This is a genomic window from Agromyces sp. Leaf222, assembly GCF_001421565.1.
In the GTDB taxonomy this organism is placed as follows: Bacteria; Actinomycetota; Actinomycetes; order Actinomycetales; family Microbacteriaceae; genus Agromyces.
In genome coordinates this window covers 2,199,487-2,225,213 of the sequence record NZ_LMKQ01000001.1, presented here as the reverse complement: position 1 = coordinate 2,225,213, position 25,727 = coordinate 2,199,487, and the positions used below count along the sequence as shown (strand labels likewise).

General features: G+C 69.7%; 29 protein-coding genes. 15 read left to right on the top strand and 14 right to left on the bottom strand.

Features of this window, described 5'->3' with window-relative positions; translation table 11 throughout:
- Positions 1–5: 5 nt before the first annotated feature.
- From dhaK to dhaM, 3 genes are read left to right on the top strand one after another with little or no spacing between them, the layout of a single operon-like run.
- Positions 6–1,007, top strand: coding sequence for a dihydroxyacetone kinase subunit DhaK (gene dhaK / locus ASE68_RS09875; RefSeq protein WP_055857867.1), 1,002 nt, complete (start codon positions 6–8; stop codon positions 1,005–1,007).
- A gap of 4 nt (positions 1,008–1,011) precedes the next feature.
- Positions 1,012–1,659: a dihydroxyacetone kinase subunit DhaL gene (gene dhaL, locus ASE68_RS09870; RefSeq protein ID WP_055857865.1), complete on the top strand. Its 648-nt coding sequence runs from the start codon at positions 1,012–1,014 to the stop codon at positions 1,657–1,659.
- The gene (dhaM, locus tag ASE68_RS09865; RefSeq protein WP_082462155.1) at positions 1,652–2,413 is read left to right on the top strand and encodes a dihydroxyacetone kinase phosphoryl donor subunit DhaM; all 762 of its coding nucleotides are present in this window, start codon (positions 1,652–1,654) and stop codon (positions 2,411–2,413) included. Before dhaL ends, dhaM begins: the two co-directional genes overlap by 8 nt.
- Before the next feature lie 121 nt (positions 2,414–2,534).
- Here the strand turns inward: dhaM and ASE68_RS09860 are convergent, their stop codons facing one another.
- Entirely contained in the window at positions 2,535–3,302 is a 768-nt protein-coding gene (locus tag ASE68_RS09860; protein ID WP_200921693.1) for an SDR family NAD(P)-dependent oxidoreductase, read from the bottom strand.
- Positions 3,303–3,369: 67 nt separating this feature from the next.
- Between ASE68_RS09860 and ASE68_RS09855 the strand changes: the two genes are divergently transcribed.
- From ASE68_RS09855 to ASE68_RS09845, 3 genes are all read left to right on the top strand, one after another.
- Positions 3,370–3,672 carry a hypothetical protein gene (locus ASE68_RS09855; protein WP_157421598.1) on the top strand — a complete coding sequence of 101 codons (303 nt, stop codon included), beginning with the start codon at positions 3,370–3,372 and terminating at the stop codon, positions 3,670–3,672.
- Positions 3,673–3,960: 288 nt separating this feature from the next.
- Positions 3,961–5,700, top strand: a complete 1,740-nt coding sequence (locus tag ASE68_RS09850; RefSeq protein ID WP_082462154.1) for an MFS transporter — start codon at positions 3,961–3,963, stop codon at positions 5,698–5,700.
- A complete protein-coding gene (locus ASE68_RS09845; RefSeq protein WP_055857859.1) occupies positions 5,697–7,220 on the top strand; it encodes a leucyl aminopeptidase in 1,524 nt (507 codons plus the stop codon). Before ASE68_RS09850 ends, ASE68_RS09845 begins: the two co-directional genes overlap by 4 nt.
- 30 nt (positions 7,221–7,250) lie before the next feature.
- Here the strand turns inward: ASE68_RS09845 and ASE68_RS09840 are convergent, their stop codons facing one another.
- The gene (locus ASE68_RS09840) at positions 7,251–7,619 is read right to left on the bottom strand and encodes a helix-turn-helix transcriptional regulator (RefSeq protein ID WP_157421597.1); all 369 of its coding nucleotides are present in this window, start codon (positions 7,617–7,619) and stop codon (positions 7,251–7,253) included.
- An 82-nt stretch (positions 7,620–7,701) separates the two neighbouring features.
- Between ASE68_RS09840 and ASE68_RS09835 the strand changes: the two genes are divergently transcribed.
- Complete coding sequence (locus ASE68_RS09835; RefSeq protein ID WP_055857857.1) at positions 7,702–9,024, top strand: FAD-dependent oxidoreductase; 1,323 nt, start codon at positions 7,702–7,704, stop codon at positions 9,022–9,024.
- Positions 9,021–9,689: a cation transporter gene (locus ASE68_RS09830; protein WP_055861085.1), complete on the top strand. Its 669-nt coding sequence runs from the start codon at positions 9,021–9,023 to the stop codon at positions 9,687–9,689. Before ASE68_RS09835 ends, ASE68_RS09830 begins: the two co-directional genes overlap by 4 nt.
- Positions 9,690–9,704: 15 nt before the next feature.
- On the opposite strand, the gene ASE68_RS09825 is transcribed toward ASE68_RS09830, so the two are convergent.
- Positions 9,705–10,121 carry an arsenate reductase ArsC gene (locus ASE68_RS09825; protein ID WP_055857855.1) on the bottom strand — a complete coding sequence of 139 codons (417 nt, stop codon included), beginning with the start codon at positions 10,119–10,121 and terminating at the stop codon, positions 9,705–9,707.
- A gap of 99 nt (positions 10,122–10,220) precedes the next feature.
- Positions 10,221–11,129 carry a metalloregulator ArsR/SmtB family transcription factor gene (locus ASE68_RS09820; protein WP_082462153.1) on the bottom strand — a complete coding sequence of 303 codons (909 nt, stop codon included), beginning with the start codon at positions 11,127–11,129 and terminating at the stop codon, positions 10,221–10,223.
- Between the two features lie 229 nt (positions 11,130–11,358).
- On the opposite strand from ASE68_RS09820, the gene ASE68_RS09815 reads away from it, so the two are divergent.
- Both ASE68_RS09815 and ASE68_RS09810 read left to right on the top strand, forming a co-directional pair.
- A complete protein-coding gene (locus ASE68_RS09815) occupies positions 11,359–12,306 on the top strand; it encodes a patatin-like phospholipase family protein (RefSeq protein WP_055857852.1) in 948 nt (315 codons plus the stop codon).
- Between the two features lie 60 nt (positions 12,307–12,366).
- Positions 12,367–12,810 carry a VOC family protein gene (locus ASE68_RS09810; RefSeq protein WP_200921692.1) on the top strand — a complete coding sequence of 148 codons (444 nt, stop codon included), beginning with the start codon at positions 12,367–12,369 and terminating at the stop codon, positions 12,808–12,810.
- A 41-nt stretch (positions 12,811–12,851) separates the two neighbouring features.
- On the opposite strand, the gene ASE68_RS09805 is transcribed toward ASE68_RS09810, so the two are convergent.
- The 5 genes from ASE68_RS09805 to ASE68_RS09785 all read right to left on the bottom strand — a co-directional run bounded on the left by ASE68_RS09805 (position 12,852) and on the right by ASE68_RS09785 (position 16,068).
- The gene (locus ASE68_RS09805) at positions 12,852–13,316 is read right to left on the bottom strand and encodes a MarR family winged helix-turn-helix transcriptional regulator (protein WP_055857849.1); all 465 of its coding nucleotides are present in this window, start codon (positions 13,314–13,316) and stop codon (positions 12,852–12,854) included.
- Between the two features lie 351 nt (positions 13,317–13,667).
- Complete coding sequence (locus ASE68_RS09800) at positions 13,668–14,540, bottom strand: phosphotransferase (protein WP_082462152.1); 873 nt, start codon at positions 14,538–14,540, stop codon at positions 13,668–13,670.
- 96 nt (positions 14,541–14,636) lie between these two features.
- Positions 14,637–15,104: an iron chaperone gene (locus ASE68_RS09795; RefSeq protein ID WP_055857847.1), complete on the bottom strand. Its 468-nt coding sequence runs from the start codon at positions 15,102–15,104 to the stop codon at positions 14,637–14,639.
- Between the two features lie 100 nt (positions 15,105–15,204).
- Positions 15,205–15,615, bottom strand: a complete 411-nt coding sequence (locus tag ASE68_RS09790) for a VOC family protein (RefSeq protein WP_055857845.1) — start codon at positions 15,613–15,615, stop codon at positions 15,205–15,207.
- Between the two features lie 9 nt (positions 15,616–15,624).
- A complete protein-coding gene (locus ASE68_RS09785) occupies positions 15,625–16,068 on the bottom strand; it encodes a helix-turn-helix transcriptional regulator (protein WP_055857843.1) in 444 nt (147 codons plus the stop codon).
- A gap of 168 nt (positions 16,069–16,236) precedes the next feature.
- On the opposite strand from ASE68_RS09785, the gene ASE68_RS09780 reads away from it, so the two are divergent.
- Entirely contained in the window at positions 16,237–16,845 is a 609-nt protein-coding gene (locus ASE68_RS09780; RefSeq protein WP_055857841.1) for an HdeD family acid-resistance protein, read from the top strand.
- A 134-nt stretch (positions 16,846–16,979) separates the two neighbouring features.
- On the opposite strand, the gene ASE68_RS09775 is transcribed toward ASE68_RS09780, so the two are convergent.
- Positions 16,980–17,747: an SDR family oxidoreductase gene (locus ASE68_RS09775; protein WP_055857839.1), complete on the bottom strand. Its 768-nt coding sequence runs from the start codon at positions 17,745–17,747 to the stop codon at positions 16,980–16,982.
- Between the two features lie 134 nt (positions 17,748–17,881).
- On the opposite strand from ASE68_RS09775, the gene ASE68_RS09770 reads away from it, so the two are divergent.
- The 4 genes from ASE68_RS09770 to ASE68_RS09755 all read left to right on the top strand — a co-directional run bounded on the left by ASE68_RS09770 (position 17,882) and on the right by ASE68_RS09755 (position 20,505).
- Entirely contained in the window at positions 17,882–18,355 is a 474-nt protein-coding gene (locus ASE68_RS09770) for an NfeD family protein (protein WP_055857837.1), read from the top strand.
- Positions 18,352–19,284 (top strand): SPFH domain-containing protein, encoded by a 933-nt coding sequence (locus ASE68_RS09765; protein WP_055857836.1) that lies wholly within the window; start codon positions 18,352–18,354, stop codon positions 19,282–19,284. Before ASE68_RS09770 ends, ASE68_RS09765 begins: the two co-directional genes overlap by 4 nt.
- 5 nt (positions 19,285–19,289) lie before the next feature.
- Complete coding sequence (locus tag ASE68_RS09760) at positions 19,290–20,057, top strand: glycerophosphodiester phosphodiesterase (protein WP_055857834.1); 768 nt, start codon at positions 19,290–19,292, stop codon at positions 20,055–20,057.
- An 85-nt stretch (positions 20,058–20,142) separates the two neighbouring features.
- Complete coding sequence (locus tag ASE68_RS09755) at positions 20,143–20,505, top strand: RNA polymerase-binding protein RbpA (RefSeq protein ID WP_055857832.1); 363 nt, start codon at positions 20,143–20,145, stop codon at positions 20,503–20,505.
- Positions 20,506–20,599: 94 nt separating this feature from the next.
- Here the strand turns inward: ASE68_RS09755 and lnt are convergent, their stop codons facing one another.
- The 4 genes from lnt to tatA are packed head-to-tail and all read right to left on the bottom strand — an operon-like array spanning position 20,600 to position 25,720.
- On the bottom strand, positions 20,600–22,144 hold the full coding sequence (gene lnt / locus ASE68_RS09750; protein WP_369800073.1) for an apolipoprotein N-acyltransferase: 1,545 nt from the start codon (positions 22,142–22,144) through the stop codon (positions 20,600–20,602).
- A 30-nt stretch (positions 22,145–22,174) separates the two neighbouring features.
- Entirely contained in the window at positions 22,175–24,607 is a 2,433-nt protein-coding gene (locus ASE68_RS09745; protein ID WP_055857828.1) for an RNA helicase, read from the bottom strand.
- A gap of 12 nt (positions 24,608–24,619) precedes the next feature.
- Positions 24,620–25,411 (bottom strand): twin-arginine translocase subunit TatC, encoded by a 792-nt coding sequence (tatC, locus tag ASE68_RS09740; RefSeq protein WP_055861080.1) that lies wholly within the window; start codon positions 25,409–25,411, stop codon positions 24,620–24,622.
- Between the two features lie 48 nt (positions 25,412–25,459).
- Positions 25,460–25,720 (bottom strand): twin-arginine translocase TatA/TatE family subunit, encoded by a 261-nt coding sequence (tatA, locus tag ASE68_RS09735; RefSeq protein ID WP_055857826.1) that lies wholly within the window; start codon positions 25,718–25,720, stop codon positions 25,460–25,462.
- Positions 25,721–25,727 lie beyond the last annotated feature (7 nt).

The window sequence follows — 25,727 nt, the reverse complement described above, 5'->3', positions numbered from 1 at the left end:
TGAGCGTGAAGAAGATCATCAACGACCCGAAGCGGGTGGTCGAGGAATCGGTCGCCGGATTCGGACGGGCCCACGCCGATCTCGTGCGGGTCGAGTTGGACCCCGTGCACGTGGTCCGCGCCGATGCGCCGATCGCCGGCAAGGTCGGCATCGTGAGCGGCGGCGGCAGCGGTCATGAGCCGCTCCATGCCGGATACGTCGGCTTCGGCATGCTCGATGCGGCGGTGCCCGGCGCCGTGTTCACGTCGCCGACGCCCGATCCCATCCTCGCTGCCACGAAGGCCGTCGACGGCGGCTCCGGCGTGCTGCACATCGTGAAGAACTACACGGGCGACGTGCTGAACTTCGAGACGGCGGCCGAGCTCGCCGCGATGGACGGCATCACGGTGCGCGCGGTCGTCACGGACGACGACGTCGCGGTGAAGGACTCCCTCTACACCGCCGGCAGGCGAGGTGTCGCCGGCACGGTGCTCGTCGAGAAGATCGCGGGCGCCGCAGCGGAGCGCGGCGACTCCCTCGACGAGGTCGCCGACCTCGCCGAGCGGGTGAACGCGAACGCCAGGTCGATGGGGCTCGCGCTGACGGCGTGCGTCGTGCCGCACGCCGGCGAACCGAGCTTCGACATCGGCGACGACGAGATCGAGATCGGCATCGGCATCCACGGCGAGCCCGGTCGCGAGCGCGTCGGCCTCGAGCCCGCCGATCGACTGGTCGATCGCCTGCTCGAACCCATCCTCTCGGACCTGCCCTTCGGCGAGGGCGACCGGGTGCTGCTGTTCGTCAACGGCATGGGCGGCACGCCGCAGGTCGAGCTGTACCTGGCCTATCGTCGCGCCGACGAGGTGCTGCGCGAGCGCGGCATCACGGTCGAGCGCTCGCTCGTGGGCAACTACATCACGGCCCTCGAGATGCAGGGCATGTCGATCACGCTGCTGAAGCTCGACGACGAGCTGGTGGAGCTGTGGGATGCACCCGTGCAGACGGCGGCGTTGAGATGGGGGCGTTAGGCGCGTGGGACTGGACATCACCTGGGCGGTCGACTGGGTCAGGCGAAGTGCCGACGTCATCGCGGAGCACCGCGTCGAGCTGATCCGGCTCGATCGCGACATCGGCGACGGCGACCACGGCGAGAACCTCGATCGTGGGTTCACGGCCGTGATTCCCAAGCTCGACGACCTCGCCGCCGGGTCGACGCCTGGCGACGTGTTGAAGCTGGTCGCGATGACGCTCATCTCCACGGTGGGCGGAGCCGCCGGGCCGCTCTACGGCACCGCCTACCTCAAGGCGGCGGCCGCGGCCGGCTCGGACTCCTCGCTCGACGGTGAGGCGGTCGCGCGCCTGCTCACCGCGGCGCGCGACGGGGTCGTCTCGCGCGGCAAGGCCGAGTCGGGCGACAAGACCATGATCGACGCGTGGACGCCTGCGGTCGACGCCGCGACGGCGGCCGCGGCATCCGGAGCCGACGCGACGGCCGTGCTCGCGGCCGCCGCCGACGCGGCCGAGGCGGGCGCCGTCGCGACCGAACCCCTCGTCGCCCGCAAGGGCCGGGCGAGCTACCTCGGCGAGCGTTCGGTCGGTCATCGCGATCCGGGCGCGCAGTCGACGGCGCTGCTGCTGCGGGCGGCGGCCGACGCCGCCTCCGAGTCGACCGGTGCCTGAGGTGGGCGGCGACGCGCGCATCGGGGTCGTGTTCGTCTCGCACTCGTCGAAGATCGCCGAGGGGCTCGTCGAACTCGCCGCGCAGATGGCGCCGTCGGTCGCGCTCGTGGCCGCGGGCGGCACCGACGACGGGCGCATCGGCACGAGCTTCGATCGCGTCACGTCGGCCATCGGCGAGGCGGACTCCGGCGCAGGCGTCGTCATCCTGTGCGACCTGGGTTCGGCGATCCTCACGACCGAGACCGCGCTCGACTTCCTCGACGACGACGTGCGCGAACGCGTCGCGATCGCCGATGCCCCGCTCGTCGAGGGCGGGGTCGCGGCGGCCGTGGCCGCCGAGGCCGGTGAGCCGCTCGATGCCGTGGTCGCGGCGGCTCGGTCGGCGAACGCGGGCGACGGCACCGGACCCGGTGGGCCGGATGCCGCGGGCGGGCCTGGCGGCGCCGGCGCACCGGCATCCGAGGCGCCGACCGACGCGACCGTGGCGGCTGCCGCTGCTGGCCACGTGCGGCGGGAGACGATCACGAATGCCGATGGGCTGCATGCGCGGCCGGCCGCCGAACTCGTGAAGCTCGCGAGCACCTTCGACCAGCGGGTCACGGTGAACGGCACCGATGCCAAGAGCCTGCTCGCGATCATGGCGCTCGGGCTCACGAAGGGCGCCTCGATCGAGATCGCGAGCGAGGACCCCGATGGCGGAGCCGCGGTCGAGGCCATCGCGGCGCTCGTGCAGGGCGGGTTCGGCGAGCACTGACGTTCGGGCGCGCGGGGGCGAGCGGATGCCGCGGCCGGGCGCACGATCGAGGGAACGGCGGGTGCGCGGCATCCGCCGTTCCGTGTCGTGCTTGCAGCGGCGGGCGTGCCCTGGACCGGGGTCAGTTGCCTCCGGTGATGCGGATGTCGGCGCCCGACGTGTACGACGCATCGTCGGACAGCAGGTAGGCGACCGCGCCGGCGATCTCGTGCACCTCGCCGGGTCGACGCATGGGGATGCCGGGAGCGCGTTCGTCGGGGGCATCGGGTCGACCGGCGGCCGCATGGATCTCGGTGCGGGTGGTGCCGGGGGAGACCGTGTTGACGCGCACGCCGACCGGGCCGAACTCCTTCGACGCCCCGATCGTCAGCGCGTTCAGCGCCGCCTTGCTCATCGCGTAGGTCACGTAGGTGTTCGGCGACCCGCTCGTGGCCGCACCAGAGGAGATGTTGACGACGGCGCCGCCGACGCCGCCGCGATCGGTGGCCATGTGCGCGATGGCCGCCTGCGTGAGGAGGGTCGGCGCGAGCACGTTGATGCGGAACACCAGCTCGGTCTCCTCGATGGGTGCGTCGAGGAAGGGGCCGATGCGGGCCGTGATGCCGGCGTTGTTCACGAGCCCGGTGACCGTGCCGAACTGCGCGATCGCGGCGGGGACGACCTGCGCCGCGGCATCCAGGTCGCCCATGTCGACCTGGATCAGCAGCACCCGTGCGCCGGCGGCCTCGCACCGGGCCTGCACGCCCTGGGCGTCGGCCAGGCGGTCGCGGTACGTGAGCACGAGGTCGTGCCCTTCGGCGGCCAGCCGAACGGCGATCGCGGCGCCGATGCCGCGGCTCCCGCCCGTGATGATCGTGACCGGTCGGTTCGGGGACTCGCGCATCGTCATGATTCCAGCGTAGAACGGATGTCCCGTGGTGCTGGCGGCGGCGATCGGGCGGGCGTAGCATCCGCGCATGGTGCGCACGCTGACGAGTCCGCCCGAGGGCAGGACCGGAAATTCGTTCACTCGGTTCTTCGATCGCATGGATCGAGCGCTCACGCCCGCGTTCGGCGGGTCGCCGGTGGTCGACGAGAGACCGGATGACCCGACGCCGATCGCGGCCCGTCCGTGCCCGCTCTGCGGCCATGCGATGGGCGAGCATCGGATCGACCACTCGACGCCGAACTCGATGCTCGAGTGCCCGACGGCCGATCGCCTGCCGGAGCGCGCGATCGACACCCCGCTCAACGAGTTGGGGATGCCGACCGATCGGTGACCCGAGTCGGCGCATGCGTCGCCGTGCCGGCCGAACGCGTGCTTCGCGCACCGATTGATGCGCTGAGTGAATGCTTCGACGGCGCGCCCATTCGTTCAGAGCATGGATCCGACCGTTGAAGGCTGGCTGTTCGGGCCGGGCGCCACCTGATCCATGCGACGATCGGCGCCAACCGCCTACCGGGATCGCGGCAGTGCATGGTTCCTCTGGTGCGGCGCTGGCACTACTGTCATCGATGAGCGGCCCTTCCTCTGGAACGGGTCGCGTCAGTCGGGGATGGGGTGCTTGATGGGGGCGAACGAGCAGGTCGACGCACTGGCGGCAGGAGGCGGGGCGGTCAAGGCGAAAGCCCCATGGCTTCCGCTGATCGTCGTGGTGCTGACGCAGATCCAGGCGTCGTTCGCGGTGAACGCGTTGACGGTGTCGATGGCGGGCATCACCACCGATCTCGACACGGCGGCGTCGTCGGTGGGCACGGCCATCACGGCCGGCACCTTCGCGATGGCGGCGTTCATCCTGCTCGGTGCGAAGATCGGTGCGCGATTCGGCACGCGTGGCGTGTTCCAGATCGCCGTCGGCATCCACGCCCTCGCGATGGCCGGCGTCGCGCTCTCGCAGAGCCCCGCGATGCTCTTCATCGCGCAGGCGTCCTCGGGCGCGGTCATCGCGCTCATCGCTCCCGCGCTCACGGTCTTCATCGCCACGAACTACCACGGCGACCAGCAGGCGAAGGCGATCGGGCTGCTCGCCGCCGCGATCCCTGCCGCAGGCGTACTCGCGCTGCTCATCGCCGGTTCATTCGCCACGACGATCGGCTGGCGCTGGTCGTTCGCGCTCATGGTCGCGCTCGGCGCCGTGAACCTGCTGCTCAGCTTCGGGCTGAAGAAAGTGCCGAACCAACCCGGCCTCACCATCGACTGGGTCGGCGCGACGTTGGCAGCCGTGGCGATCGTGCTGCTGAGTTTCGGCTTCTCCGGCCTGAACACGTGGGGCATCTGGGATGCGACGGCGCAGGCGCCGTTCGACGTGCTCGGCGTCTCGCCGGCTCCGCTGCTCATCGTGTTCGGCCTCGTCGTCGGGCAGGTGTTCTTCGTGTGGCTCCGACGCCGGGGGAGCGCAGGCCGACCCCGCATCTTCGACCTGCGGGTGCTGGCCACCGGCGCCGAGCGCGCGGTCACCGCGTGCATGGCCATCATGCTGTTCGTCGGAACGGCCGCGAACTTCCTCATCCCGCTCTACATGCAGGTCGTGCAGGGACTCAGCGGCATCGAGACCTCGTTCTCGATCATCCCGTACACCCTCTCGATCTTCCTGGCCTCGACGTTCGTCGCCTACCTGTACGGCCGGTTCGCGCCGCGCGTGCTCGCGACCGCCGGCTTCGTCGTCGTCGCCCTCGCCCTCACGCTCCTGGCGTTCACGGTGCGCGGCGAATGGGGTCAGGCGTTCGTCGTGATCGGCCTGATCCTGCTCGGCCTCGGGCAGGGGGCGATCGTCGCCCTGGTGTTCAACACGCTGCTCTCCGCAGCGCCGAAGCAGCTCGCCGGCGACGTCGGAGCGTGGCGCGGGCTCGTGCACAACCTCTCGGGGTCGGTCGGCATCGCCGTCGCCACGGCATTCGCCGTCGGCATCCTCGCGTCGACGCTCGCGACGTCGGCCGCTGCGCACCCCGAGATCAGTCAGGAGCTCATCAGCGAGGTGAACATCAACGAGGCCGACTTCCGCACCAACGAACAGCTGGAGAACGACCTCGCGGGCACCTCTGCGAGCGAGGCCGAGATCGCCGCCGCGGTCGAGATCAACGAGGAGGCACGACTGCACGCGCTGCAGCTCTCCCTGCTCGGCCTCGCGCTGCTCGCGCTCCTCGCGATCGTGCCGGCGACGCGCATGCCCGGCGTGCGCAAGGGCGACCTGCCCGAGAAGCTCGAGCCCGACGACGACGACCCGATCGACGAGGTCGTCGATCCCGAGACGATCCACACCGAGGCGCCCGCAGGTGCGGGCCCGGCGACGACGGAGGCAGCACGATGACCCGCAGCCCGAACAAGCTCATCCCGGCAGGGTTCTCGGCCATCCCGTCGCTCGCGGCATCGGATGCCGTCGAGGTGGTGGCGGTCGACGAACTCGGCGCCGGTGCGCTCGAGGCCATCGGCGTGCTCGTGAGCACCGATGGCGAGCTGCCGGAGGGCGTCCCCGTCGACCGCGACGCGCTGGCCCGTGCCGGCTTCGAGTCGAAGCCCGGCACCTCGCTGGTGCTCGTCGGCGCGGAGGCGACGCTCCTCGTCGTCATCGGGACGGGCGCGGAATCCGGGATCTCCGAGGGTGGGCTGCGTGACGCGGCCGCCGCGTTCGTGCGAGCCGTGCCGAAGGCGACGCGCATCGGATTGCGGGTTCCGTCGATCGGCGGCGTCGACGCGACATCCGCCGGCCGTGCGCTCACCGAGGGCGCGCTGCTCGCTCGCTACCGCTACGACGCCCTGAAGGCCACCGCGCGGGAGCCGAAGCTCGCCTCGCTCGAACTGCGACTCGACGGGGCCGATACCGCCGCGGCATCCGCCGGCATCGCCCAGGGCGTCGTGACCGCGCGAGCGACCGCGATCGCCCGTGACCTCGCGAACACGCCGCCCAGTCACCTCACGGCGACCGACATGGCGGAGGTCGCGGCGACGCTCGGCGAGCGGTTCGGATTCGACGTCGAGGCGTTCGACAAGCAGGAGCTCATCGAGATGGGCTGCGGCGGCCTGCTCGGCGTGAACGCCGGCAGCGCCGAGGAGCCGCGGCTCATCGTGCTCCGCTTCGCACCGGCGGGCCAACCGACCGGTCATCTCGGACTCATCGGCAAAGGCATCATGTACGATTCCGGCGGCATCAGCCTGAAGCCTTCCGACCCCATGCACCTGCTCATGAAGATGGACATGGGCGGCGCGGCCTCGGTGCTCGCGGCCTTCACCGCGCTGCGCGACCTCGGCGCGACGGCGGCGGTGTCGGGGTGGCTCATGTGCACCGACAACATGCCGTCGGGATCGGCGTACAAGCTCGGTGACGTGCTCACCGCGCGTGGGGGCAAGACCGTCGAGGTGAAGAACACCGATGCCGAGGGCCGCCTCGTCATGATGGACGGCCTCGTGCTCGCCACCGAGGCCGGCGTCGACGCGATCATCGACATCGCCACGCTCACCGGTGCGGCCCTCATGGCGCTCGGGCCGTCGACGGCGGCGCTCTTCGGCACCAGCCAGCCGCTCGTCGACCGTGTGAAGGCCGCCGCCGATGCCACCGATGAGCCCGCGTGGCAGCTGCCGCTCGAACGCAAGTACCGCAAGCAGCTCGATTCGGATGTCGCGGACATCTCGAACCTCGGCGGTGCATCGGCCGGGGCGGCGACGGCTGGGCTGTTCCTCGCGGAGTTCGTCGGGGACACTCCGTGGGCGCACCTGGACATCGCGGGAACCATGCAGTCCGACGGCGACGACTCCTGGCGTTCGAAGGGCGCGACGGGCTACGGCACCCGCATCCTCATCGACGTCGCGCTGGGATTCACGCCCCCCGAATGAGCTCGGCTCGGGCGCTGCCCGGCATCGGCCTCAGGCCGCGAGGAGTACCCGGGCGACCCGGTCGAGGCTCTCCGGGACGAGCGAGAAGTACGCCCACGTGCCCCGCTTGCTCCGAGTGAGGAACCCGGCCTCGGTCAGGATCTTGAGGTGATGGGAGACGGTCGGCTGGCTGAGGCCGACCGGCGCGGTCAGGTCGCAGACGCACGCCTCACGGCCTTCGGATGCCGCGACGATCGACAGCAGCCGCAGGCGCGTCGGGTCGGCGAGCGCCTTGATGCTTCGCGCGAGCTGCTCGGCCTCGTCGGCCCCGAGAGGCTCGCGGACCAGGGGGGCGCAGCAGGCGCCGGATGCGTCGCGGGCGTTCGCACTGACATCGGTGATGTCGATCATCGTGACCATGCATCGACGGTACTCGATATTGACAAACTTCGATACATCGTTCGAAGATGACATCGAAGTTCATCGATATCAGGAGGCCCCCGTGACGTTGCTCGACCTGACCCCGCGCCCCATGGTGACCGACCGGCTCGCCGCGCTCCCGGTCGTCATCATCGGCGCCGGCCCCATTGGCCTCGCCGCCGCGGCGAACCTCGTCGAGCGGGGCATCGACTTCACGGTGCTCGAGGCGGGGGAGCAGATCGCCGACAGCATCCGCGACTGGGGTCACACCCAACTGTTCTCGCCATGGAGGCATCTCGTCGATCCGGCCTCCGGCCGTCTGCTCGAGCGTGTCGGATGGGTTCACCCCGATCCCGAGCGCACCCCGTCGGGGACGGAGCTCGTGGATTCCTATCTCGCGCCGCTCTCCAGGATCGATGCCATCGCCGGGCGGGTGCGCACGGGGACCGAAGTGCTCGCCGTGAGTCGCGAGGGCATGGATCGCACGCGCAGCGCGAATCGAGCGACCACCCCCTTCGTCGTGCGGGTCCGGACCGCCGACGGCATCGAGGAGGTGGCCGCACGAGCGGTCATCGACGCCTCGGGCACCTATCGCACGCCGAACCCGCTCGGCTCGGACGGACTCGGCCTGCTCGGACTCGACGAGGTCGCCGACCTCGTGCAGCCGGCGTTGCCCGACGTGCTCGGCCGTGACCGCGCGGTGTTCGAGGGTCGCCGCACCACCGTGGTCGGCGCCGGGCATTCCGCCGCGAACACGCTGCTGGGGCTGGTGCAGCTCGCACGCGAGGTGCCCGGCACCGGAGTGAGCTGGATCATCCGGACCGGGGCGGCCGTGCGCGTCTCGGCATCGGCGGATGACGAGCTCGCGGATCGGGCGCGTCTCGGGGGGCGCCTCGACGTGGCGGTCCGAAGGGGCGAGGTCGAACTCGTCGACGGATTCGAGATCATTCGGGCCCGCCGAACGGGCGACCACCTCGAGCTCGTCGGCCGGCGAGGCGGCGACGTCGTCGTGCACGCGACCGACCTGGTCGTCAACGCGACCGGGTTCCGACCGGACCTCGACGTCCTGCGCGAGATCCGCCTCGACCTCGACGACGTCGTCGAGGCGCCCACGCGTCTGGCGCCGCTCATCGATCCGAACCTGCACTCGTGCGGGACCGTCGAGCCTCACGGATTCGGCGAGCTGCGGCATCCGGAGCACGGGTTCTTCATCGTCGGCATGAAGTCGTACGGCCGCGCACCGACGTTCCTCCTCGCAACCGGCTACGAACAGGTGCGGTCCGTCACGGCCTGGCTCGCCGGCGACCTCGACGCGGCCGCGAAGGTCGAGCTCGTGCTGCCATCGACCGGGGTGTGCTCGACGGTCGTCGACGGGCCGTCGGCCTGCTGCGGGGCATCCGCGTGAGCATCGCTCCGCCTGAGGAGCGTCGGCGAGCGCTGCACCGCCGGATCCGCGTGATCGTCGGGATCACGATCGCCTACAACGTCATCGAGGCCGCGGTCGCCATCACGGCGGGGGCCGCCGCGTCCTCGGCGGCGTTGATGGGATTCGGGCTGGACTCGCTCGTCGAGGTGCTCTCTGCGGCGGCCGTCGCGTGGCAGTTCAGCCGCAGCGACCCCGAACGGTACGAGAAGCCGACGTTGCGGGTCATCGCCGTTTCGTTCCTCGCCCTCGGGGCGTACGTGAGCGTCACCGCCGTGCTCACCATCATCGGCGTCCTGCCGGAGGCGGAGCACTCGACGCTCGGCCTGGTGATCACCGCGCTGAGCGTGATCGTGATGCCGTTCCTCTCCTGGGCGGAGCGGCGTGCGGGCCGCGAACTCGGTTCGGCCACCGCCGTCGCCGACAGCAAGCAGACGCTGATCTGCACCTACCTGTCCGCGGCCGTCCTCATCGGACTCGTGCTCAACTCGCTCCTCGGGTGGGCGTGGGCCGATTCGATCGCCGCGCTCGTGATCGCCGTCTTCGCCATCCGCGAGGGCATCGAGGCGTGGCGGGGCGACACCTGCGCCACCCCGGTCGGCATGCTCCTCGACGAGGAACGGAAGGCCGATCACGGACGGCGCTGACGGAGCGGTTCGCCGTCAGTCGTCTGACGAGGGCGGCAGCAGTCCCGCGAGGAGTGCCTCGACGCGCGTGCGGATCTCGTCGCGGATGGGACGGACCGCCTCGATGCCCTGCCCGGCGGGGTCGTCGAGCTTCCAGTCCTCGTAGCGCTTGCCGGGGAAGATCGGGCAGGCGTCGCCGCATCCCATCGTGATCACGACATCGGAGGTTCGAACCGCTTCCGTTGTCAGCACCTTCGGCACGTTCCGCGCGATATCGACGCCGAGCTCTGCCATGGCCTGCACGGCGACGGGATTGATGGAGTCCTTCGGCTCGGATCCCGCGGAGAGCACCTCGACGCGCGCCCCGCCGAGCTCGCGGAGGAACCCGGCCGCCATCTGGGAGCGGCCGGCGTTGTGGACGCAGACGAACAGGACCGTGGGCTTCTCGGACATCGAAGGGTTCTCACTTCACTCGAACGGCGGCAGCCCGGAGGGGGCGCGTTAAGCATAGATCACAATCTATGCTTTCGTCCGGGTGCCGGAGTCAGACGGTCAGCTCGTGCGGGGGAGGAGGCTCACGAGCAGGCCGCGGACCCGCTCGTCGAGGGCATCGCGGATCGCCCGCACCTCATCGCTCGTTCGCCCGACGGGGTCGGGGAGATCCCAATCGAGGTAGCGCGTGCCGGCATAGACCGGGCAGGCGTCGCCGCAGCCCAGTGTGACGACGACATCCGCGGCGCGCACCACGTCGTCGGTGAGCGGCTTCGGGAACTCGTCGCCGATGGGCACGCCGAGCTCCTCGAGGGCGTCGACGATCGCGGGGGAGACCCGCGCGGCCGGCTGCGACCCGGCGGTGCGGACGTGGATGCGGTCGCCGGCGAGCCGGCGCAGGAGGGCGGCGGCCATCTGCGAGCGACCGGCGTTCTGCACGCAGACGAACAGCACCTCGGGCATGCCTTCGGCCGGCGACCGCTCGGATGCCATGGCCGAGAGGCGCTCGGTGGCGAAGCTCGCGGTGCGCGAGGCCAGCCGTGTCGTCGTCGCGGTGCTCGTGAGGAGCCGCCGGCACTCGGTTACGCATCGCTCGACGGTCTCGCGGCCGAAGGTTCCAGTGAACCGCAGCGAGAGATCGTCGACGATACGGTCGAACACCGAATCCTCAGGGAGCGCCGGGATGTCGGTGGTCAGGAGGTCGCTGACGAGGTCGAGCCGGTCGGCGGCGATCGAGTACCAGACCTGGCGCCCCTCGGGTGCGCGGGCGAGGATGCCGGCCTCTGCGAGGGCCTTGGCATGGTGGGTGACGGTCGGTTGCCGCAGGCCGAGCTCATCGGCCAGCCGAGTGACGGTCGAGCGGCCGTCGGGCCGGGCGAGGAGGAGCCGCAGCAGTCGGCCCCGCGTCGGGTCCGAGATCAGCGCGGCGCTGCCGGCGATGCTCCTGGTGTCGATCGCGACGGGATCCATAGATCACAGCCTATGCGTCAGACCGGAGCCGGCGCTTGAGCCGAGGCCGGAGATCGACTGATCGCCTGTCGCGCTCGAGCGGTAGAGTTCTCGACGAACGTGACACGATTCGAGGAGGTGAGCCCGATGCACGCAACGTCCATTCCGGGCGCTCCTTCGAGTTCACGATCCCGCGACTGACGAACCCGTCGCGGGGGAGCGCTGCAGACACGCACAGAAAGCTCCGACGATGAATCACTCTCCTTCGCACGACCCTCGCACCCCTCGTCCCGGCGCCACCGAACCACGCCGTCGCACGGCACTCGTGCTCGGCGGTGGCGGCTCCACCGGCAACGCCTGGCTCATCGGCGTCGTCGCCGGCCTCCTCGATGGCGGCCTCGACGTCACCGGAGCCGACCTCGTCATCGGCACGTCGGCCGGATCGACGGCCGCCGCCCAGATCACCGGCGCGAATCCGGCGCGCCTGCTGGACGACATCCTCACCGCCCCTTCGACCATGCACCCTGGCAACGGATCGATCGCAGGGGGCGGCGCACGCGCCTCCGCCCGCCCCGTCATCGACCAGATGGAGCGGACCCGACGGATCATCGAGGCCGCCGGCAGCCCGGCGGACATGCGTCGCCGCATGGGCGCCGCAGCGATCGAGCTCGCCGCGGCATCCGACGACGCCGTGCAAGCTCGGTGGCGTGCCACCGTCGCCTCCCGGCTGCCGAGCCAGGACTGGCCGCAGCAGCGGGTGCTCATCACCGCGGTCGACGCAGCGACGGGCGAACCCGTCGTGTTCGAGCGAGACAGCGGCGTCGATCTCGCGGATGCGGTGGCCGCCAGCTGTTCGAGCGCATTCGCCTACCGCATCGGCGGCACGCAGTACATCGACGGCGGCTACCGAACCAACGCCGAGAACGCCGACCTCGCCGCCGGCAGCGCGCGGGTGCTCGTGCTGTCGCCCTTCGGCGGCCGAACGCGAACGCCGATGGACTGGGGCATGCATCTCGCCACCCAGGTCGACGAACTCCGGGCCCACGGCAGCAGGGTCGAGACGCTCTTCCCCGACGAGGACTCCGAGCACCTGTTCGGACCCGACGCGATGAACCCGTCGTTGCGCCCGCCCGCCGCACAGGCCGGATTCGACCGAGGCCGGGCCGCCGCCGCACGGCTCGCCGCGTTCTGGCGCTGACGCCGGGGGGCGGGGCGAACCGGGGGAGCCGTGACGCCTGCTCTGGGTAGCATGCGACGCATGACCATCAAACTGGAGAACGTCGGCATCGCCGTCCGCGAGCTCGAAGCCGCGATCGCCTTCTTCACGGACCTCGGCCTCACGGTCGTCGGCCGCGACACGGTCAGCGGCGAATGGACCGACACCGCGGTCGGACTCGACGGCAATCACGCCAAGATCGCGATGCTGCAGACTCCAGACGGCCACGGCCGCCTCGAGCTCTTCGAGTACCTCCACCCCGACGCGATCGAGACCGAGCCGACGCTTCCCAACGAGATCGGCATGCACCGGGTCGCCTTCTCGGTCGACGACCTCGACGAGGCCCTCGCGATCGCCGCGCGGCACGGCTGCCACCCGCTGCGCGGCGTCGCGATCTATCAGGATGTCTACAAGCTCACGTACCTGCGCGGGCCGAGCGGCATCCTCGTCATGCTCGCCGAGGAGCTGAAGAAGGCGGATCGCTAGGCGCGGATTCCCTCATTCCGACATAATGTGCATTATCGGCGTTATTGCGTCAAACGGTGATCGGCCTGGCCAGGCGGTATTTCTCGCCCCATCACACCGCTCAGGATCGACCGGAGTTCCATCAGCTCGGTCGAACCGACTGAGCGGAATACATCGTCGGCGACCCGCCGCGTGTGCTGCTGCGCTTCACGCAACGCATGTTCACCGGCGCTCGTCAATGTCAGGATCGTGACGCGACGGTCGCTCGTCGACGGTGTTCTCGAGACGTATCCGAGCCGATCGAGATCGTCGACCATCCGGACCATTCCCGTCTTGTCGGTGTTCAGGCGCCTGACGAGATCTCGCTGCGTCTCGACGCCGTCTCGGATCAGGAACATCACCGCGGCATGTCGGCTCGTCAGGTTCATCGGCTGGAGAGCCGTGTTCAGGCGTTCGGTCGCCACCGAGTGGACCTGGTTCAGGAGGATGCCGACCTCGATCGAGATCTGTGCCCGGTCTTCGCTCATGATTCGATTCTCCCCTAATTAGATCCAAATGCAATTGATTCATGTGGATCTAATGGGTAGATTCGCCGTATGACCCCCTCTGATGAAGTCGGAAGCGACCCTCGTCGATGGCCCGACGGGTTGCTGCGCATCTGCCTGAGCGCGACCGCCGTGCTCATGTTCACCCAGTCCGTGCTCGCAGGCCTCTTCATGGGCGGGATGCACTGGGCGTTCGCGGCGCACCGTGAGCTGGCCACGGTCGCCGGCATCGCCGTGATGGCGAGCATCGTCGCGGCGATCCTCGCGCGACGACTCGGGCGGGCGCCGAGGTGGCCGATCGCGGCCACGATCGGACTGCTGGCGGTCATGTCGTTACAGGCGTTCGCCGGGTTCCGATCCTTGACCGCGCTCCACGTTCCGCTGGGCGTGATCGTGATCCTGCTGGCCGTCCTGTTCGCCGGGTGGTCGCTGCGCGCTCGCGTGCCACTCCTGCGCCGTTCCTAGCTCGATCAGGCGCACGGCGTCCCTGCGGTACATGGCCGCATGCTCGGGCAGATCGGTTCTCCCGGTCTCGGCAGCACGCGCATCGGTGAACTCGGCGAGCTCGACGAGCCGGTCGGCGGCGTCGCGAAGCACCGTCGACGCGTCGAAGGCGATGCCGTAGGCATCGATGAGCCGGTGAAGGCGGGCGATCCGCTCGTCGGAAGAGATGGCGCTGTCATCGAGCGCATCCTCGGCGAACGGCACGAGCCGGTAGGCGAGGTACGAGAGGTCCCGCACCCGAGGTCCAGGTGACGCGAAGTCGAAGTCGATGACGCCGGTCAGCCGATCGCCCTGCACGAGGAGGTTGTACGGCGCGAAGTCGTTGTGGCACACGACCTCGATCGGCTCGTGGGTCGGCGACCGCCAGGCGTGTTCGGCCCGCGCGAGACCCTCGCTCGCGTCGTGCAGCCGGCGCAGCAGCGAGGCCGACTGCTCGAGCATCGTCTGCGACCATCGCACCGCTCGAGGTGCGTCGGCGAGGATCGTCCCGGGCAGGTAGGTCAGCACCTCGCGACCCGAGTCATCGATGCCGAGCGGATGCGGCGCCTCCCCCACTCCCCCGGCAGCAAGCTGCGCCAGGAAGACGTGCACGGCCGGGGTCCACGGTCCGGCGACGCGCCGGACCGTGTCGCCGACCCTGACGACCGGCTCCATGTTCCCACCGGTCAGCACGTGCTCGGGCGGGCGCTGCGCTTCGGTCATCGGGTTCGATTCTGCGGCACGCGCCGTCGTTCCGGGGTCAGCGGCGCGGCATCTGTCGTTCACCTGAGGCGATGGCGGATGCCGCGCCGCGACCGATCAGCCGACCGAGCGCGTGACCAGCTCGACGATCTTCTTCTCGTCGGCTGCCGTGAGCTTCGTGACCGCGAACGACGTGGCCCACATCGTGCCGTCGTCGAGCGCGGCGGTGTCGTTGAAGCCGAGAGTCGCGTAGCGCGCCTTGAACTTGCCGGCCGGCTGGAAGAAGACGACCGCCTTGCCGTCGGCTCCGGCGTACGCGGGCATGCCGTACCAGGTGCGGGGGCTGAGTCCGGGCGCATGCTCGAGCACGATCGCATGGATCGTCTCGGCGGCTGCCCGGTCGTCGCCGTCCATGGCCTCGATGCTCGCCAGACAGTCGGCAAGGGCCTCGGCGGCCTTCTCCTCGGCGGACGCCTTGCGCGCCGCCTTCTTCGCCTCGGCCGCGGCGGCCTTCATCGCGGCCTTCTCCTCGGCGCTGAACGCCTGGTGGGACGGCTCCTTCTTGGCGGACGTGGTGTCGGTCATCGGTCTCTTCCTTCGTATCGGTCGGGTCGTGCAGGTCGGTCGTGTCGTGCGGGTCGTGCGTCGAGTGCTCGGGCGAGCGGATGCCGCGGCATCCGTCTCATCAGCTGGGCTGCTGGATGCGGACCATGTTCCCGGCGGGGTCCCGGAACGCGCAGTCGCGGACGCCGTAGGGCTGGTCGATGGGTTCCTGGGCGACCTCGGCGCCGCTCGCGACGACCTGCTCGAACGCGCCGTCGACGTCGGTCGTCGAGAGCACGATGCTCGCGTAGGTGCCCTTCGCCATCATCTCGGCGACGGTGCGGCGCTCGTCGTCGGTCGTTCCGGGGTCGGGCGTCGGCGGCGTGAGCACGATCGACGTCTCGGGCTGGCCGGCCGGGCCGACGGTGATCCACCGCATCTGCTCGTAGCCGACGTCGTTGCGCACCTCGAAGCCCAACGTGTCCCGATAGAACGCGAGGGATTCCTCGGGATCGGTGTGCGGGAGGAACGTGTACTGAATCGTGATGTCCATGCCGCCACGCTACTTGCGACGCACGGAGGGCGCTTCTCGATTCCTGACCGGTCTCGCGACGCGCTTCGCCAGCACCGAGGGCACCCCCTCGAAGATGCCGTCCGGCTGCTGCCGGTACACGCTCGGCGGCACCCCGACGAGTTCGGTGAACCGGGTGCTGAAGGTGCCGAGCGACGAGCATCCGACCGCGAAGCAGACCTCGGTGACGCTCAGGTCGCCACGGCGCAGCAGCGCCATCGCCCGTTCGATGCGCCGCGTCATGAGGTAGCTGTAGACCGATTCGCCGTAGGCAAGCTTGAATTGGCGGCTGAAGTGCCCGGCCGACATGTTGATGCCGCGGGCGAGCTCCTCGACGTTGAGCGGCTTGGCGTACTCCCGGTCGATGCGGTCGTGCACCCGTCGCAGCAGCGCGAGATCGCGCAGTCGCTGGTCTCCCCCGGAACCGCTGGTCACGTGCTCGATCCTGCCATACCCGTTCCATTGCGCCGGATGTCGCGGTCAGGCCGTCTGCCGACGTCACCGCACGTCAATCGTCGAGACTCGCCGTCACGTCCCGGTTCGGGCGCGTATCTGGGAATACGCTGAGGCTGCCTCAACTGCCGTCCAGGAAAGGACCCTCTCATGTCGTCGCCACAGCCCGCCGTCTTCGCGGCCTTCTCGCTGAACTCCGAGAACCTGTCGAAGTCGGCCATCAACACCATTCGCACGACCCTCGGCGTCTCCGGCGTCGTCGCCCTCATCATCGGCATCTTCATCACGTTCTGGCCGAAGGACGCGGCCGGCGTGTTGACGGTGCTGCTGGCGATCTACTTCCTCATCGCCGGCCTCGCCTACGTCGGACTCGGCATCTTCTCCAAGGGCATCTCCGGCGGCGCCAGGGCACTCGACATCATCCTCGGCATCGTGTTCGTGATCGCCGCGATCATCGCGTTCGCGAACATCGCCGCGACGGCCCAGGTGCTCGCCGTGCTCCTCGGCGTCGTCGTCGGCGTCGTGTGGATCATCGAGGGCATCGTCGCGCTCGTGCAGTCGGGCGACGCGCCGTCGCGCGGCTGGGCGATCTTCTTCGGCATCCTGAGCCTCGTCGCCGGAATCGTGCTGCTCTTCTCGCCGATCTGGGGTGCCGTCGTGCTCTTCGTGATCACCGGCATCAGCCTGATCATCCTGGGCATCGTGCAGATCGTGCGCGCCTTCACCTTCGGCAAGGGCGTGACCGCCGCAGTCGCGTGACCGCATCCGTCAGCTGAGCGGATGCGCGGTCGAGCGCGTCTCGACCGCGAGACGGCAGTGGGCCGGTCGGAGATCCGACCGGCCCACTGCCGTTGGTTCGTGCCGCGCCCGGATGACCGGGTGCTCCCCCGAGCTCAGGCCTCGGGAGCGAAGCCCGAGGTGTCGCCCACGTAGCGCGTGTTGTCGGCGGGGATCGGGTCGACCGCTGCCGCCGCGACCTCTGCGGCGAACTCCGAGACGTTGTACAGGCGTCCGGCGTCGGACTTGCGGGCGGCGATCGCGCCCGGGTTCGCCCGCTCGAGCAGGGTGGCCGTGATGGTGCCCTCGATCATGTCGCCCGAGACGACGACGAACTCGACGCCGGCGGCATCGAGTTCGGGCAGCTTGGCTCGGAGCGCGTCTTCGCCGGCCCGCTTGGACAGCGCGACCGGAACGTACTCGGGCATCGTCGGCGTGGTGCGGATGAAATGCGCCTGGTGGCTCGTGACGAAGACGATGCGGGCGCCCTCGGCGAGATGCGGCAGGGCATTGTCGACCACGTTGACCTGAGCGTCGCGGTTGAGGCGCATGGCGTAGTCCTCGCCCATGCCGGTCTCCATGCCGCCGGAGGCATTCAGCACGAGCACGTCGACGGGTCCGAACGCGGCGACGGCCTGCTCGAACATGTCGGTGACGGATGCCGCGTCGGTGAGGTCGGCCCCGACGGCGATCGCGCGGCCGCCGGCCGCCGTGATCTCGTCGACGACCTTCTGGGCGCGCGGTGCCTTGCTGCGGTAGTTCACGATGACGGCCGCGCCGGCCTCGGCGAGGTAGCGGACGGTGTCGGCGCCGATGCCGCGCGAGGAGCCCGTCACGAGGGCGACCTTGCCGGTCAGGGATCCGGAGGCGAGTGGGTTGGTCACGTTTCGAGGCTCCTCGGGCAGGTCGGATCGGACCGGTCGGTCCGCGGCGTTGCGCCGCACCGAGGATATCAACTCCCCCGATGCATCCCCGCCCTGCTAGTTTCGAGAGTGGGGCCCGTGCGAAGGAGAACGAAGTGGATGTGCTCACCCAGTACGCGTGGATCGCATGGTTGGTGCTCATCCTCGTCTTCGCCACGATCGAGGTGTTCACCCTCGAGATGACCTTCCTGATGCTCGCGCTCGGCAGCGTCGCCGGGCTGCTCTCCGGGTTGTTCGGCATCCCATGGTGGGCCCAGTTCGTGGTCGCCGCGGTGGTCGCCGTCGGCCTCATCCTGACGCTGCGGCCCTCGTTGCTCCGCGCGTTGCAACGCGGCGCCGACCCGGCCAGGAGCAACATCGACGCCCTCATCGGCGTCGACGGCAATGTCGTGCGCACCGTGAGCCCCGCCGGCGGCCAGGTGCGGCTGCAGAACGGCGAGGTGTGGACGGCGCGCCTCTCCCCCATCACCGAACAGGCCGATGTCGCGGTCGGCGAGCGAGTGCTCGTCACGGGCATCGATGGCGCGACGGCCGTCGTCGTGCCGCTCGAGAGGAGCACCCCCCAGTGAATGTCGCATCGGTGATCACGACGGTCATCGTCGTCGCGATCGTCATCTTCGTGATCGTCGTGCTCGCGCGATCGATCCGGATCATCCCGCAGGCGTATGCGGGCGTGGTCGAGCGGCTCGGCCGCTACCACAAGACGCTCATGCCGGGCTTGAACATCCTCATCCCGTTCATCGATCGGCTGCGGCCCCTCGTCGACATGCGCGAGACGGTCGTCTCCTTCCCGCCCCAGCCGGTGATCACCGAGGACAACCTCGTGGTCTCGATCGACACGGTCGTGTACTTCCAGGTGACGGATGCTCGCGCGGCCACATACGAGATCGCGAACTACCTCGGGGCGGTCGAGCAGCTCACCACGACCACGCTCCGAAACGTCGTCGGCGGACTGAACCTCGAAGAGGCCCTCACCTCGCGCGACAACATCAACGGCCAGCTGCGCATCGTGCTCGACGAGGCCACCGGCAAGTGGGGCATTCGCGTCTCGCGCGTGGAGCTCAAGGCGATCGACCCGCCCCTCTCCATCCAGGACTCGATGGAGAAGCAGATGCGCGCCGAGCGCGACCGTCGCGCGCTGATCCTCACGGCCGAGGGCACGAAGCAGTCCGCCATCCTCACGGCCGAGGGTCAGCGGCAGGCCGCGATCCTCAAGGCCGAGGGTGACGCCAAGGCCGCGGTGCTCCGTGCTCAGGGCGAGGCCGAGGCGATCCTCACGGTCTTCGACGCCATCCACAAGGGCGACCCCGATCCCAAGCTGCTCGGCTACCAGTACCTGCAGATGCTGCCGCAGCTGGCCGAGGGGCAGGCCAACAAGCTCTGGATCATCCCGAGCGAGCTGACCGAGGCGCTCAAGGGCATCGGCAAGGCGTTCACGCCGCCGTCCGCTCCCGGTGCCGGCGGTGAAGCCGGAACGGCGCCGGCGAACCGCATCTGATCCCGGTGGCCTCGCGCTACCTCGATTCGCCGCGACCGCGGGTCCTCGCTCATCGAGGGCTCGCGGTCGCGGCGCCCGAGAACACCCTGCTCGCGTTCGAGCATGCCCTCGCGGCCGGGGCCGGATACCTCGAGACCGATGTGCGTCTCACGCGCGACGGCGTGGTGGTCATCGCCCACGACGACACGATCGATCGCATCGCGGGGCGCTCGGCGGCCGTCGCCGACCTCTCCATGGCTGAGCTCTCGGACATCGAGCTCGGCGCCGGGCAGTCGTTCGCCACGCTCGCCGAGGCGCTCGAGGCGTTTCCCCGAGCGCGATTCAACATCGACGTGAAGGTCGCCGAGGCGGTGCTGCCGGTGGTCGAGGTGATCCGCTGGGCCGCGGCGTCCGAGCGGGTGCTGCTGACGAGCTTCTCGGATGCACGTCGACGCCGCCTCGCCGAGCTGATCCCTGGCGTCGCGACCTCCACCGGGCAGGCCGGTGTCATCGGCGTGCTGCTCTCGACCTGGCTCGGCTCGGCCGGTCTCGTGCGCCGCGCCCTGCGCGGTGCCGTGGCGCTCCAGGTGCCCGAGCGATTCGGTCCCGTGCGCATCGTCTCGCGTCGGTTCGTCGACCTCGTGCACCGCGCCGGCGCCGAGGTGCACGTCTGGACGGTGAACGACCCGGGCGACATGAAACGCCTGATCGCGCTCGGAATCGACGGCCTCGTGAGCGATCGCGCAGACCTCGCCGTCGCGGTCGTCGCCGAGGGCGCCGCCGACCGAAACTGAGAATTCCCCGGGATTCACCCAGCCTCCGGAAGGGGAACGCACAGCTTGATCGTTTATACATATAGACGACCGAGAGGAGTACGCCATGGCGGACCGGAGCCTACGAGGCATGCGCATCGGCGCCCAGAGCCTGCAGAGTGAAGACGGCGTGATCTTCGCCGACCGCGCGGAGTACAGGTATCGCTGCGAGGCATGCAACCACGAGACGGTCATGATCTTCTCGACCGAAGCCGAGACGCCCGAGGAGTGGGAGTGCCGCAACTGCGGTGCGTCCGCCGTGCTCCTCGTCGACTCGAAGCCGGTCGAGATCGACCGTTCGGGCGAGAAGGTCGCTCGAACCCACTGGGACATGCTGCTCGAGCGCCGTACGCGCGCCGAGCTCGAAGAGCTGCTCGAGGAGCGCCTGACGTTCCTTCGCGCACGCCGCGGGCAGAAGCAGAGCGCGTAACAGCGCTGCACCATCCATCGACGCCGCCTCCGATCGGAGGCGGCGTTCTTGGTCTCCACGGGCCTCCACGGCCGCGTCGCCGGAGGTTCGGGTCTCAGCCGTTCGAGCGGTTCCGACGCCTGGCGAGCACGCCCGCGGCGATGAGTCCGAGCGCGGCCCCGCCGACGACGAGCAAGGGCACCGCTCCCCCGAGCACGACGGCCGGCGTGCGGCCGTCGCGAAGCGCGACATCCGTCACCATGGCCCCCTGCTCGTAGGCGGGCAGCGAGTCGATCGTTCGGCCCGCCGGGTCGATCACCTGGCTCGTGCCGACGGTCGAGATGTTCACGACCGACCGGCCCGTCTCGATCGCGCGGAGCCTGGCGATGGCCAGCTGCTGCTCGTTCTCGTCGGTGCCGAGGAAGTCGGCGTTGTTCGTCTGGAACATGAAGACCTGGGCACCGTCGTCGACGCCTTCCCAGATCAGGTCGTCGTAGATGACGTCGAAGCAGATCGCCAGGCCCGTGGTCGCGTCGCCCAGGTCGAAGACGGGTGGATTCGTGCCGGGCGTGTATCCGCGCTGCACGAGTCCGATCAGGTCGGGTGCGAGCGAGTACCAGAAGTCCCGGTCGGGGATGTACTCGCCGAACGGCACCGGATGCCGCTTGTCGTACGTCGCGACCGCGCCCTCGCCCGAACGCCACAGCATCGACGTGTTGAAGTACTGCGCGCTGGCCTCGTCGTCGCCCTCGACCGTGACGGTGTTCAGCAGCACCGGCGCATCGATCTCATCGCTCAGCCGGTCGAAGACGCCCGCGACCCGATCGGAGCGGAGCGGGTCGATGTCGGAGCCGCCCTCGGGCCAGAGCAGCACGTCGATTCCGGGCTCGTCGAGCACCGGCTCCGTGGCCTCGAGCTGGGCGAGGAGCACGTCGCCCTGCTCCCGCTCGTCGAAGTAGCCGGCCGGGCCGTTGCCCTGCACGCTGGCCACGCGGAGCGTGCCGGCATCCGTCGTCTGCCATTGCGGCACGAGCATCGCGATGAGCGCGACCGCGACGACCGGGATCGCCGTGCGGAGGTCGTGCCACCCACGCGCACGCACCCATTCGATGATCGCGGCGACGAGGAACACCATGACGAATCCGAGACCGGTGCTGCCGGCCCACGAGACGACGTCGGCGAAGGGGCTCTCGGACTGGCTCAACGCCGCGCGACCCCATGGGAAGCCGCCGTACGGGAACGAGCCGACGACGGCCTCGCGCAGGCACCAGAGCCCGGCGACGAGCGCCGGCAACACGATCAGGCGCACCCAGCGGGCGTCGCTCGCGCGGGGAACCCAGCGATACGCGAGCGCGATGAGCACGGCGCCACCCGCGACGAAGGCGGACTCGAGCACCGAGAGGGCGAGCCACGGCACGGGGCCGAGATAGAGCGCCGTCCACGACACCTGCTGCAGGTAGAACGCCATGCCGAACGCGAAGCCGACGAGCAGTGCGGCCCAGGCCGACCGCCCGATCAGGCTCAGGAGGGCCATCGCGATGCCGACGAACGCGAGCGGCCACCATGAGACGCCCGGGAACCCGAGGTCGTAGATCAGGCCGCCGGCGATCGCGACGATCAGGGCCGCCCACAGGGGCATCAGCGGTCTCGGGGCGGGCACCAGATCAGCCTAGGCGACCTGCAGGGCGGTTCAGCCCACCGACCCGTACGCGACCACGCCTCGACGCACCGCGTCGATCGCCGCACGCGCCGTGACGCCGAGCTCGGCATCGGCCACGATCGAGATCTGGTCGAGCAGGTCGACCACCTGCTTCGCGACGCGCACGAAGTCGCCCGCCGCGAGATCGATGTCGCTCAGCACGGCGCCGAGGCCCGCTCCGCCCGCCCACGCGTGCATCGCCATCGCGAGGGCCGGCGATGGCACCTCGCTGCCGTCGAGGCGGTTCTCGCGCTCGAGGTCGTCGAGCTCGCTCCAGACATCCGTCGTGCGTTCGAACGCCTCGCGGAACCGGCCCCGCGGCAGCCGGAACTGCTCGCCGTGATCGTCGCGCCGCGGCTCGTAGACGAGCGAGACCGCCATCGCTGCGACCGAGGGCACGTCGAGTCCGTTCCAGAGGCCCTGACGCAGGCACTCGGCCACCAGCAGGTCGCGTTCGCCGTAGATGCGCTTCAGGATGCGGCCGGCGGGCGTCGAGACCATGCCGCCGTCGCTCGTGCGCTCGAGGTAGCCGAGGTGCTCGAGCACGTCGGCCACGCGGTCGAACCGCTTCGCGATCTGGCCGGTGCGGGAGTGGATCTGGCGCGAGAGCTGTTCGTGGTCGCGGTGCAGCCGCCACCAGCGCTCCGCCCAGCGCGCGTGCTGCTCGCGCTCGGCGCAGCCGTGGCACGGGTGGGCGCGCATCTGCTTGCGGGCGTCCGCGAGATCGCGCTGCATGCGCTCGCGCTGGGCATGCGTCGAGTTGCCCTTCGAATTCTGGCGCTCGAGGTCGCTGATGCGTCGGCGGATGGCCGCGTACTCGCCGAAGTCGCCGAGGTGGCAGGCCATGGCCTGCTCGTAGCCCGCCATCGACTCCTCCTGCTTGCGCAGGGTGCGGGCGAGGTCGACGACGGCGCGATCGGCCTGGAACTGCGCGAACGAGAGCTCGAGGACCTGGCGCGTGCGGTCGCGCCCGAACTGGTCGACGAGGTTCACGGCCATGTTGTAGGTCGGCTTGAAACTCGAGTTCATCGGGTAGCTGCGACGCGACGCGAGTGCGGCGACGGCTTCGGGGTCGAGACCGTCGACCCACTGGATCACCGAATGGCCCTCGACGTCGATGCCGCGGCGACCGGCCCGCCCGGTGAGCTGCGTGTACTCCCCCGGCGTGATCGGCACCCGTGCCTCGCCGTTGAACTTCTCGAGCTTCTCGAGCACGACCGAACGGGCCGGCATGTTCACGCCGAGCGCGAGCGTCTCGGTCGCGAAGACGGCCTTCAGCAGCTTGCGCTGGAAGAGCTCCTCGACGACCTCCTTGAACGCGGGCAGCATGCCGGCGTGGTGGGCCGCGACGCCGCGCTGCAGGCCCTCGAGCCAGTCCCAGTAGCCGAGCACGGCCAGGTCTTCGTCGCGGAGCATCTGCACGCGCGACTCGACGATGGCGCGGATCTCGTCGCGCTCCGCGGACTCGGTCAGCCGGATGCCGGAGCGGAGCACCTGCCGCACGGCCTGATCGCACCCGACGCGCGAGAAGATGAAGAAGATCGCCGGCAGCAGGTGCTTGCCGTGCAGGAGGTCGACGACCTCCGGTCGGTCGATGCGGCCGGTGCCGTGCCCACCGCCGTGGTGGTATCGCCCACGATCTCCGCCGCGCCGACCGCGCGCCGAGCGCGAGGAGATCGAGCGACCGCCCGCGCGAGCCAGCTGCATCAGTTCGGGGTTGACCCGGTTGGTCGCGCCCTTGCCCGACGAGTCGAAGAGGTCGACGAGCTTCGCCTTGACCAGGACGTGCTGCTCGAGCGGAACCGGGCGGTCTTCGGAGACGACGACGTCGGTGTCGCCGCGCACCGCCTGCAGCCAGTCGCCGAACTCCTCGGCGTTGGAGACCGTCGCGCTCAGCGCGACGAGCCGCACGTCTTCTGGGAGGTGGATGATGACCTCCTCCCACACCGCCCCTCGGAACCGGTCGGCGAGGTAGTGCACCTCGTCCATGACGACGTAGGCGAGCCGATCGAGCGTCGGCGAGCCGGCGTACAGCATGTTGCGGAGCACCTCGGTGGTCATCACCACGATGCGCGCGTTCGAGTTGATGTTCGTGTCGCCCGTGAGCAGGCCCACGTCGTCGGGCCCCCATGCCTCGACGAACTCCTGGTACTTCTGGTTCGACAGCGCCTTGATGGGCGTCGTGTAGAACACCTTCGCGCCGGTCTGCTGCATCGCGAGGAAGACCGCGAACTCGGCGACCACGGTCTTGCCGGCCCCCGTCGGCGCGGCGACCAGCACGCTGCGTCCCTCGTCGAGGGCGCCGCAGGCCGCGCGCTGGAACGGGTCGAGGTCGAATCGTTGGGATGCCGCGAAATCCTGGAGTCGCGGACGTCGTCGCTGCTCGCGCGACATCGCGTACCGTTCCGCCGGCGAAAGGCTCATCACCCCTTCAGCCTAGACAGCCGAGGCGAACTCCTCGCCGTTGCGGCGCTCGACACGGCGATCATGCAGGTGCGCGATGAACCACGCCAGGAAGTACAGCCCGATCATGGGGATCGCGAGCATGAACATCGAGACGATGTCGGCGGACGGCGTGGCGATGGCGGTGAAGAGCACGATGACGAGGATCGCGACGCGCCACGACTTGATGATCGACGCGGCGCTGATGACGCCGGCGAAGTTCAACAGCACGATGAACACGGGCAGCACGAAGGCGACGCCGATCGCGATGACGAGTTTCTGCACGAAGTCGAGGTACTCCTTGGCCGTGAGCAGGCTCTCGCCGCCCTCTGGCACGAAGCTCGTCATGAGCTTCACGATGTTCGGCAGCACGAACCACCCGGCGGCGCAGCCGGCGAGGAACAGCGGGATCGCCGAGAGGAAGAACCCGAGCGTGAACTTTCGCTCGCGCGTGTTCAGACCGGGCACGAGGAAGGCGAAGATCTGGTACAGCCAGACCGGGCTGGAGATCACGAGTCCGATCGTGAACGCCAGCTGCAGGCGGAGGTCGAACGCGCTCGAGATCGTCGGGAAGACGATGGTCGCGACCTTCGGAACCTCTTCGCCCGGGTGGGCGGCGGCATAGGCCTCCGCCTGCGCCTTCGCGACGCTGACCACGGGCTCCTGGATCGCATCCCAGATGAAGAGTTCGGTGAGGATCCACCCGGCGATGCCGCCGACCACGATCGCGATCGCGGCGATGAACAGACGCTTGCGCAGCTCGATCAGGTGCGCCCCGAGCGACATCCGCCGCTCGCGGTTCTTCTCACCGCGCTCCGTCGTCGCGGTCATGCGTCAGGCGCCCGAAGAGGAATCGGGCTTCTTCGCGGTGCCGTCGGCAGCGTTCGTGCCGGTGCCTGCGGCGTTGCCGCCCGCGGACGTGCCGTCGGTGGAGTCGGCCTTGACATCGGCGTCAGGGTCGCGCACCTCGGACTTGAGGATCTTCATCGACTGCCCGAGGCTCCGCGCGAGCGCCGGAAGCTTGGGCGCGCCGAAGAGCAGCAGGATGATGACCAGGATGATCAGGAAGTGCCATCCGGTGAGGTTTGCGAACATGCGGCGT

What these genes read in the sequence shown, in the direction of transcription:
- ASE68_RS09860 (WP_200921693.1), bottom strand. Translation starts at nt 3,302, where the DNA reads ATGACGATGCGCGAGTCCCCGAACCGACCGGTCACGATCATCACGGGC.
- ASE68_RS09855 (WP_157421598.1), top strand. Translation starts at nt 3,370, where the DNA reads ATGGTGCGCACGCTGACGAGTCCGCCCGAGGGCAGGACCGGAAATTCG.
- ASE68_RS09850 (WP_082462154.1), top strand. Translation starts at nt 3,961, where the DNA reads ATGGGGGCGAACGAGCAGGTCGACGCACTGGCGGCAGGAGGCGGGGCG.
- ASE68_RS09845 (WP_055857859.1), top strand. Translation starts at nt 5,697, where the DNA reads ATGACCCGCAGCCCGAACAAGCTCATCCCGGCAGGGTTCTCGGCCATC.
- ASE68_RS09840 (WP_157421597.1), bottom strand. Translation starts at nt 7,619, where the DNA reads ATGGTCACGATGATCGACATCACCGATGTCAGTGCGAACGCCCGCGAC.
- ASE68_RS09825 (WP_055857855.1), bottom strand. Translation starts at nt 10,121, where the DNA reads ATGTCCGAGAAGCCCACGGTCCTGTTCGTCTGCGTCCACAACGCCGGC.
- ASE68_RS09820 (WP_082462153.1), bottom strand. Translation starts at nt 11,129, where the DNA reads ATGGATCCCGTCGCGATCGACACCAGGAGCATCGCCGGCAGCGCCGCG.
- ASE68_RS09815 (WP_055857852.1), top strand. Translation starts at nt 11,359, where the DNA reads ATGAATCACTCTCCTTCGCACGACCCTCGCACCCCTCGTCCCGGCGCC.
- ASE68_RS09810 (WP_200921692.1), top strand. Translation starts at nt 12,367, where the DNA reads ATGACCATCAAACTGGAGAACGTCGGCATCGCCGTCCGCGAGCTCGAA.
- ASE68_RS09805 (WP_055857849.1), bottom strand. Translation starts at nt 13,316, where the DNA reads ATGAGCGAAGACCGGGCACAGATCTCGATCGAGGTCGGCATCCTCCTG.
- ASE68_RS09800 (WP_082462152.1), bottom strand. Translation starts at nt 14,540, where the DNA reads ATGACCGAAGCGCAGCGCCCGCCCGAGCACGTGCTGACCGGTGGGAAC.
- ASE68_RS09795 (WP_055857847.1), bottom strand. Translation starts at nt 15,104, where the DNA reads ATGACCGACACCACGTCCGCCAAGAAGGAGCCGTCCCACCAGGCGTTC.
- ASE68_RS09790 (WP_055857845.1), bottom strand. Translation starts at nt 15,615, where the DNA reads ATGGACATCACGATTCAGTACACGTTCCTCCCGCACACCGATCCCGAG.
- ASE68_RS09780 (WP_055857841.1), top strand. Translation starts at nt 16,237, where the DNA reads ATGTCGTCGCCACAGCCCGCCGTCTTCGCGGCCTTCTCGCTGAACTCC.
- ASE68_RS09755 (WP_055857832.1), top strand. Translation starts at nt 20,143, where the DNA reads ATGGCGGACCGGAGCCTACGAGGCATGCGCATCGGCGCCCAGAGCCTG.
- ASE68_RS09745 (WP_055857828.1), bottom strand. Translation starts at nt 24,607, where the DNA reads ATGAGCCTTTCGCCGGCGGAACGGTACGCGATGTCGCGCGAGCAGCGA.
- tatC (WP_055861080.1), bottom strand. Translation starts at nt 25,411, where the DNA reads ATGTCGCTCGGGGCGCACCTGATCGAGCTGCGCAAGCGTCTGTTCATC.
- tatA (WP_055857826.1), bottom strand. Translation starts at nt 25,720, where the DNA reads ATGTTCGCAAACCTCACCGGATGGCACTTCCTGATCATCCTGGTCATC.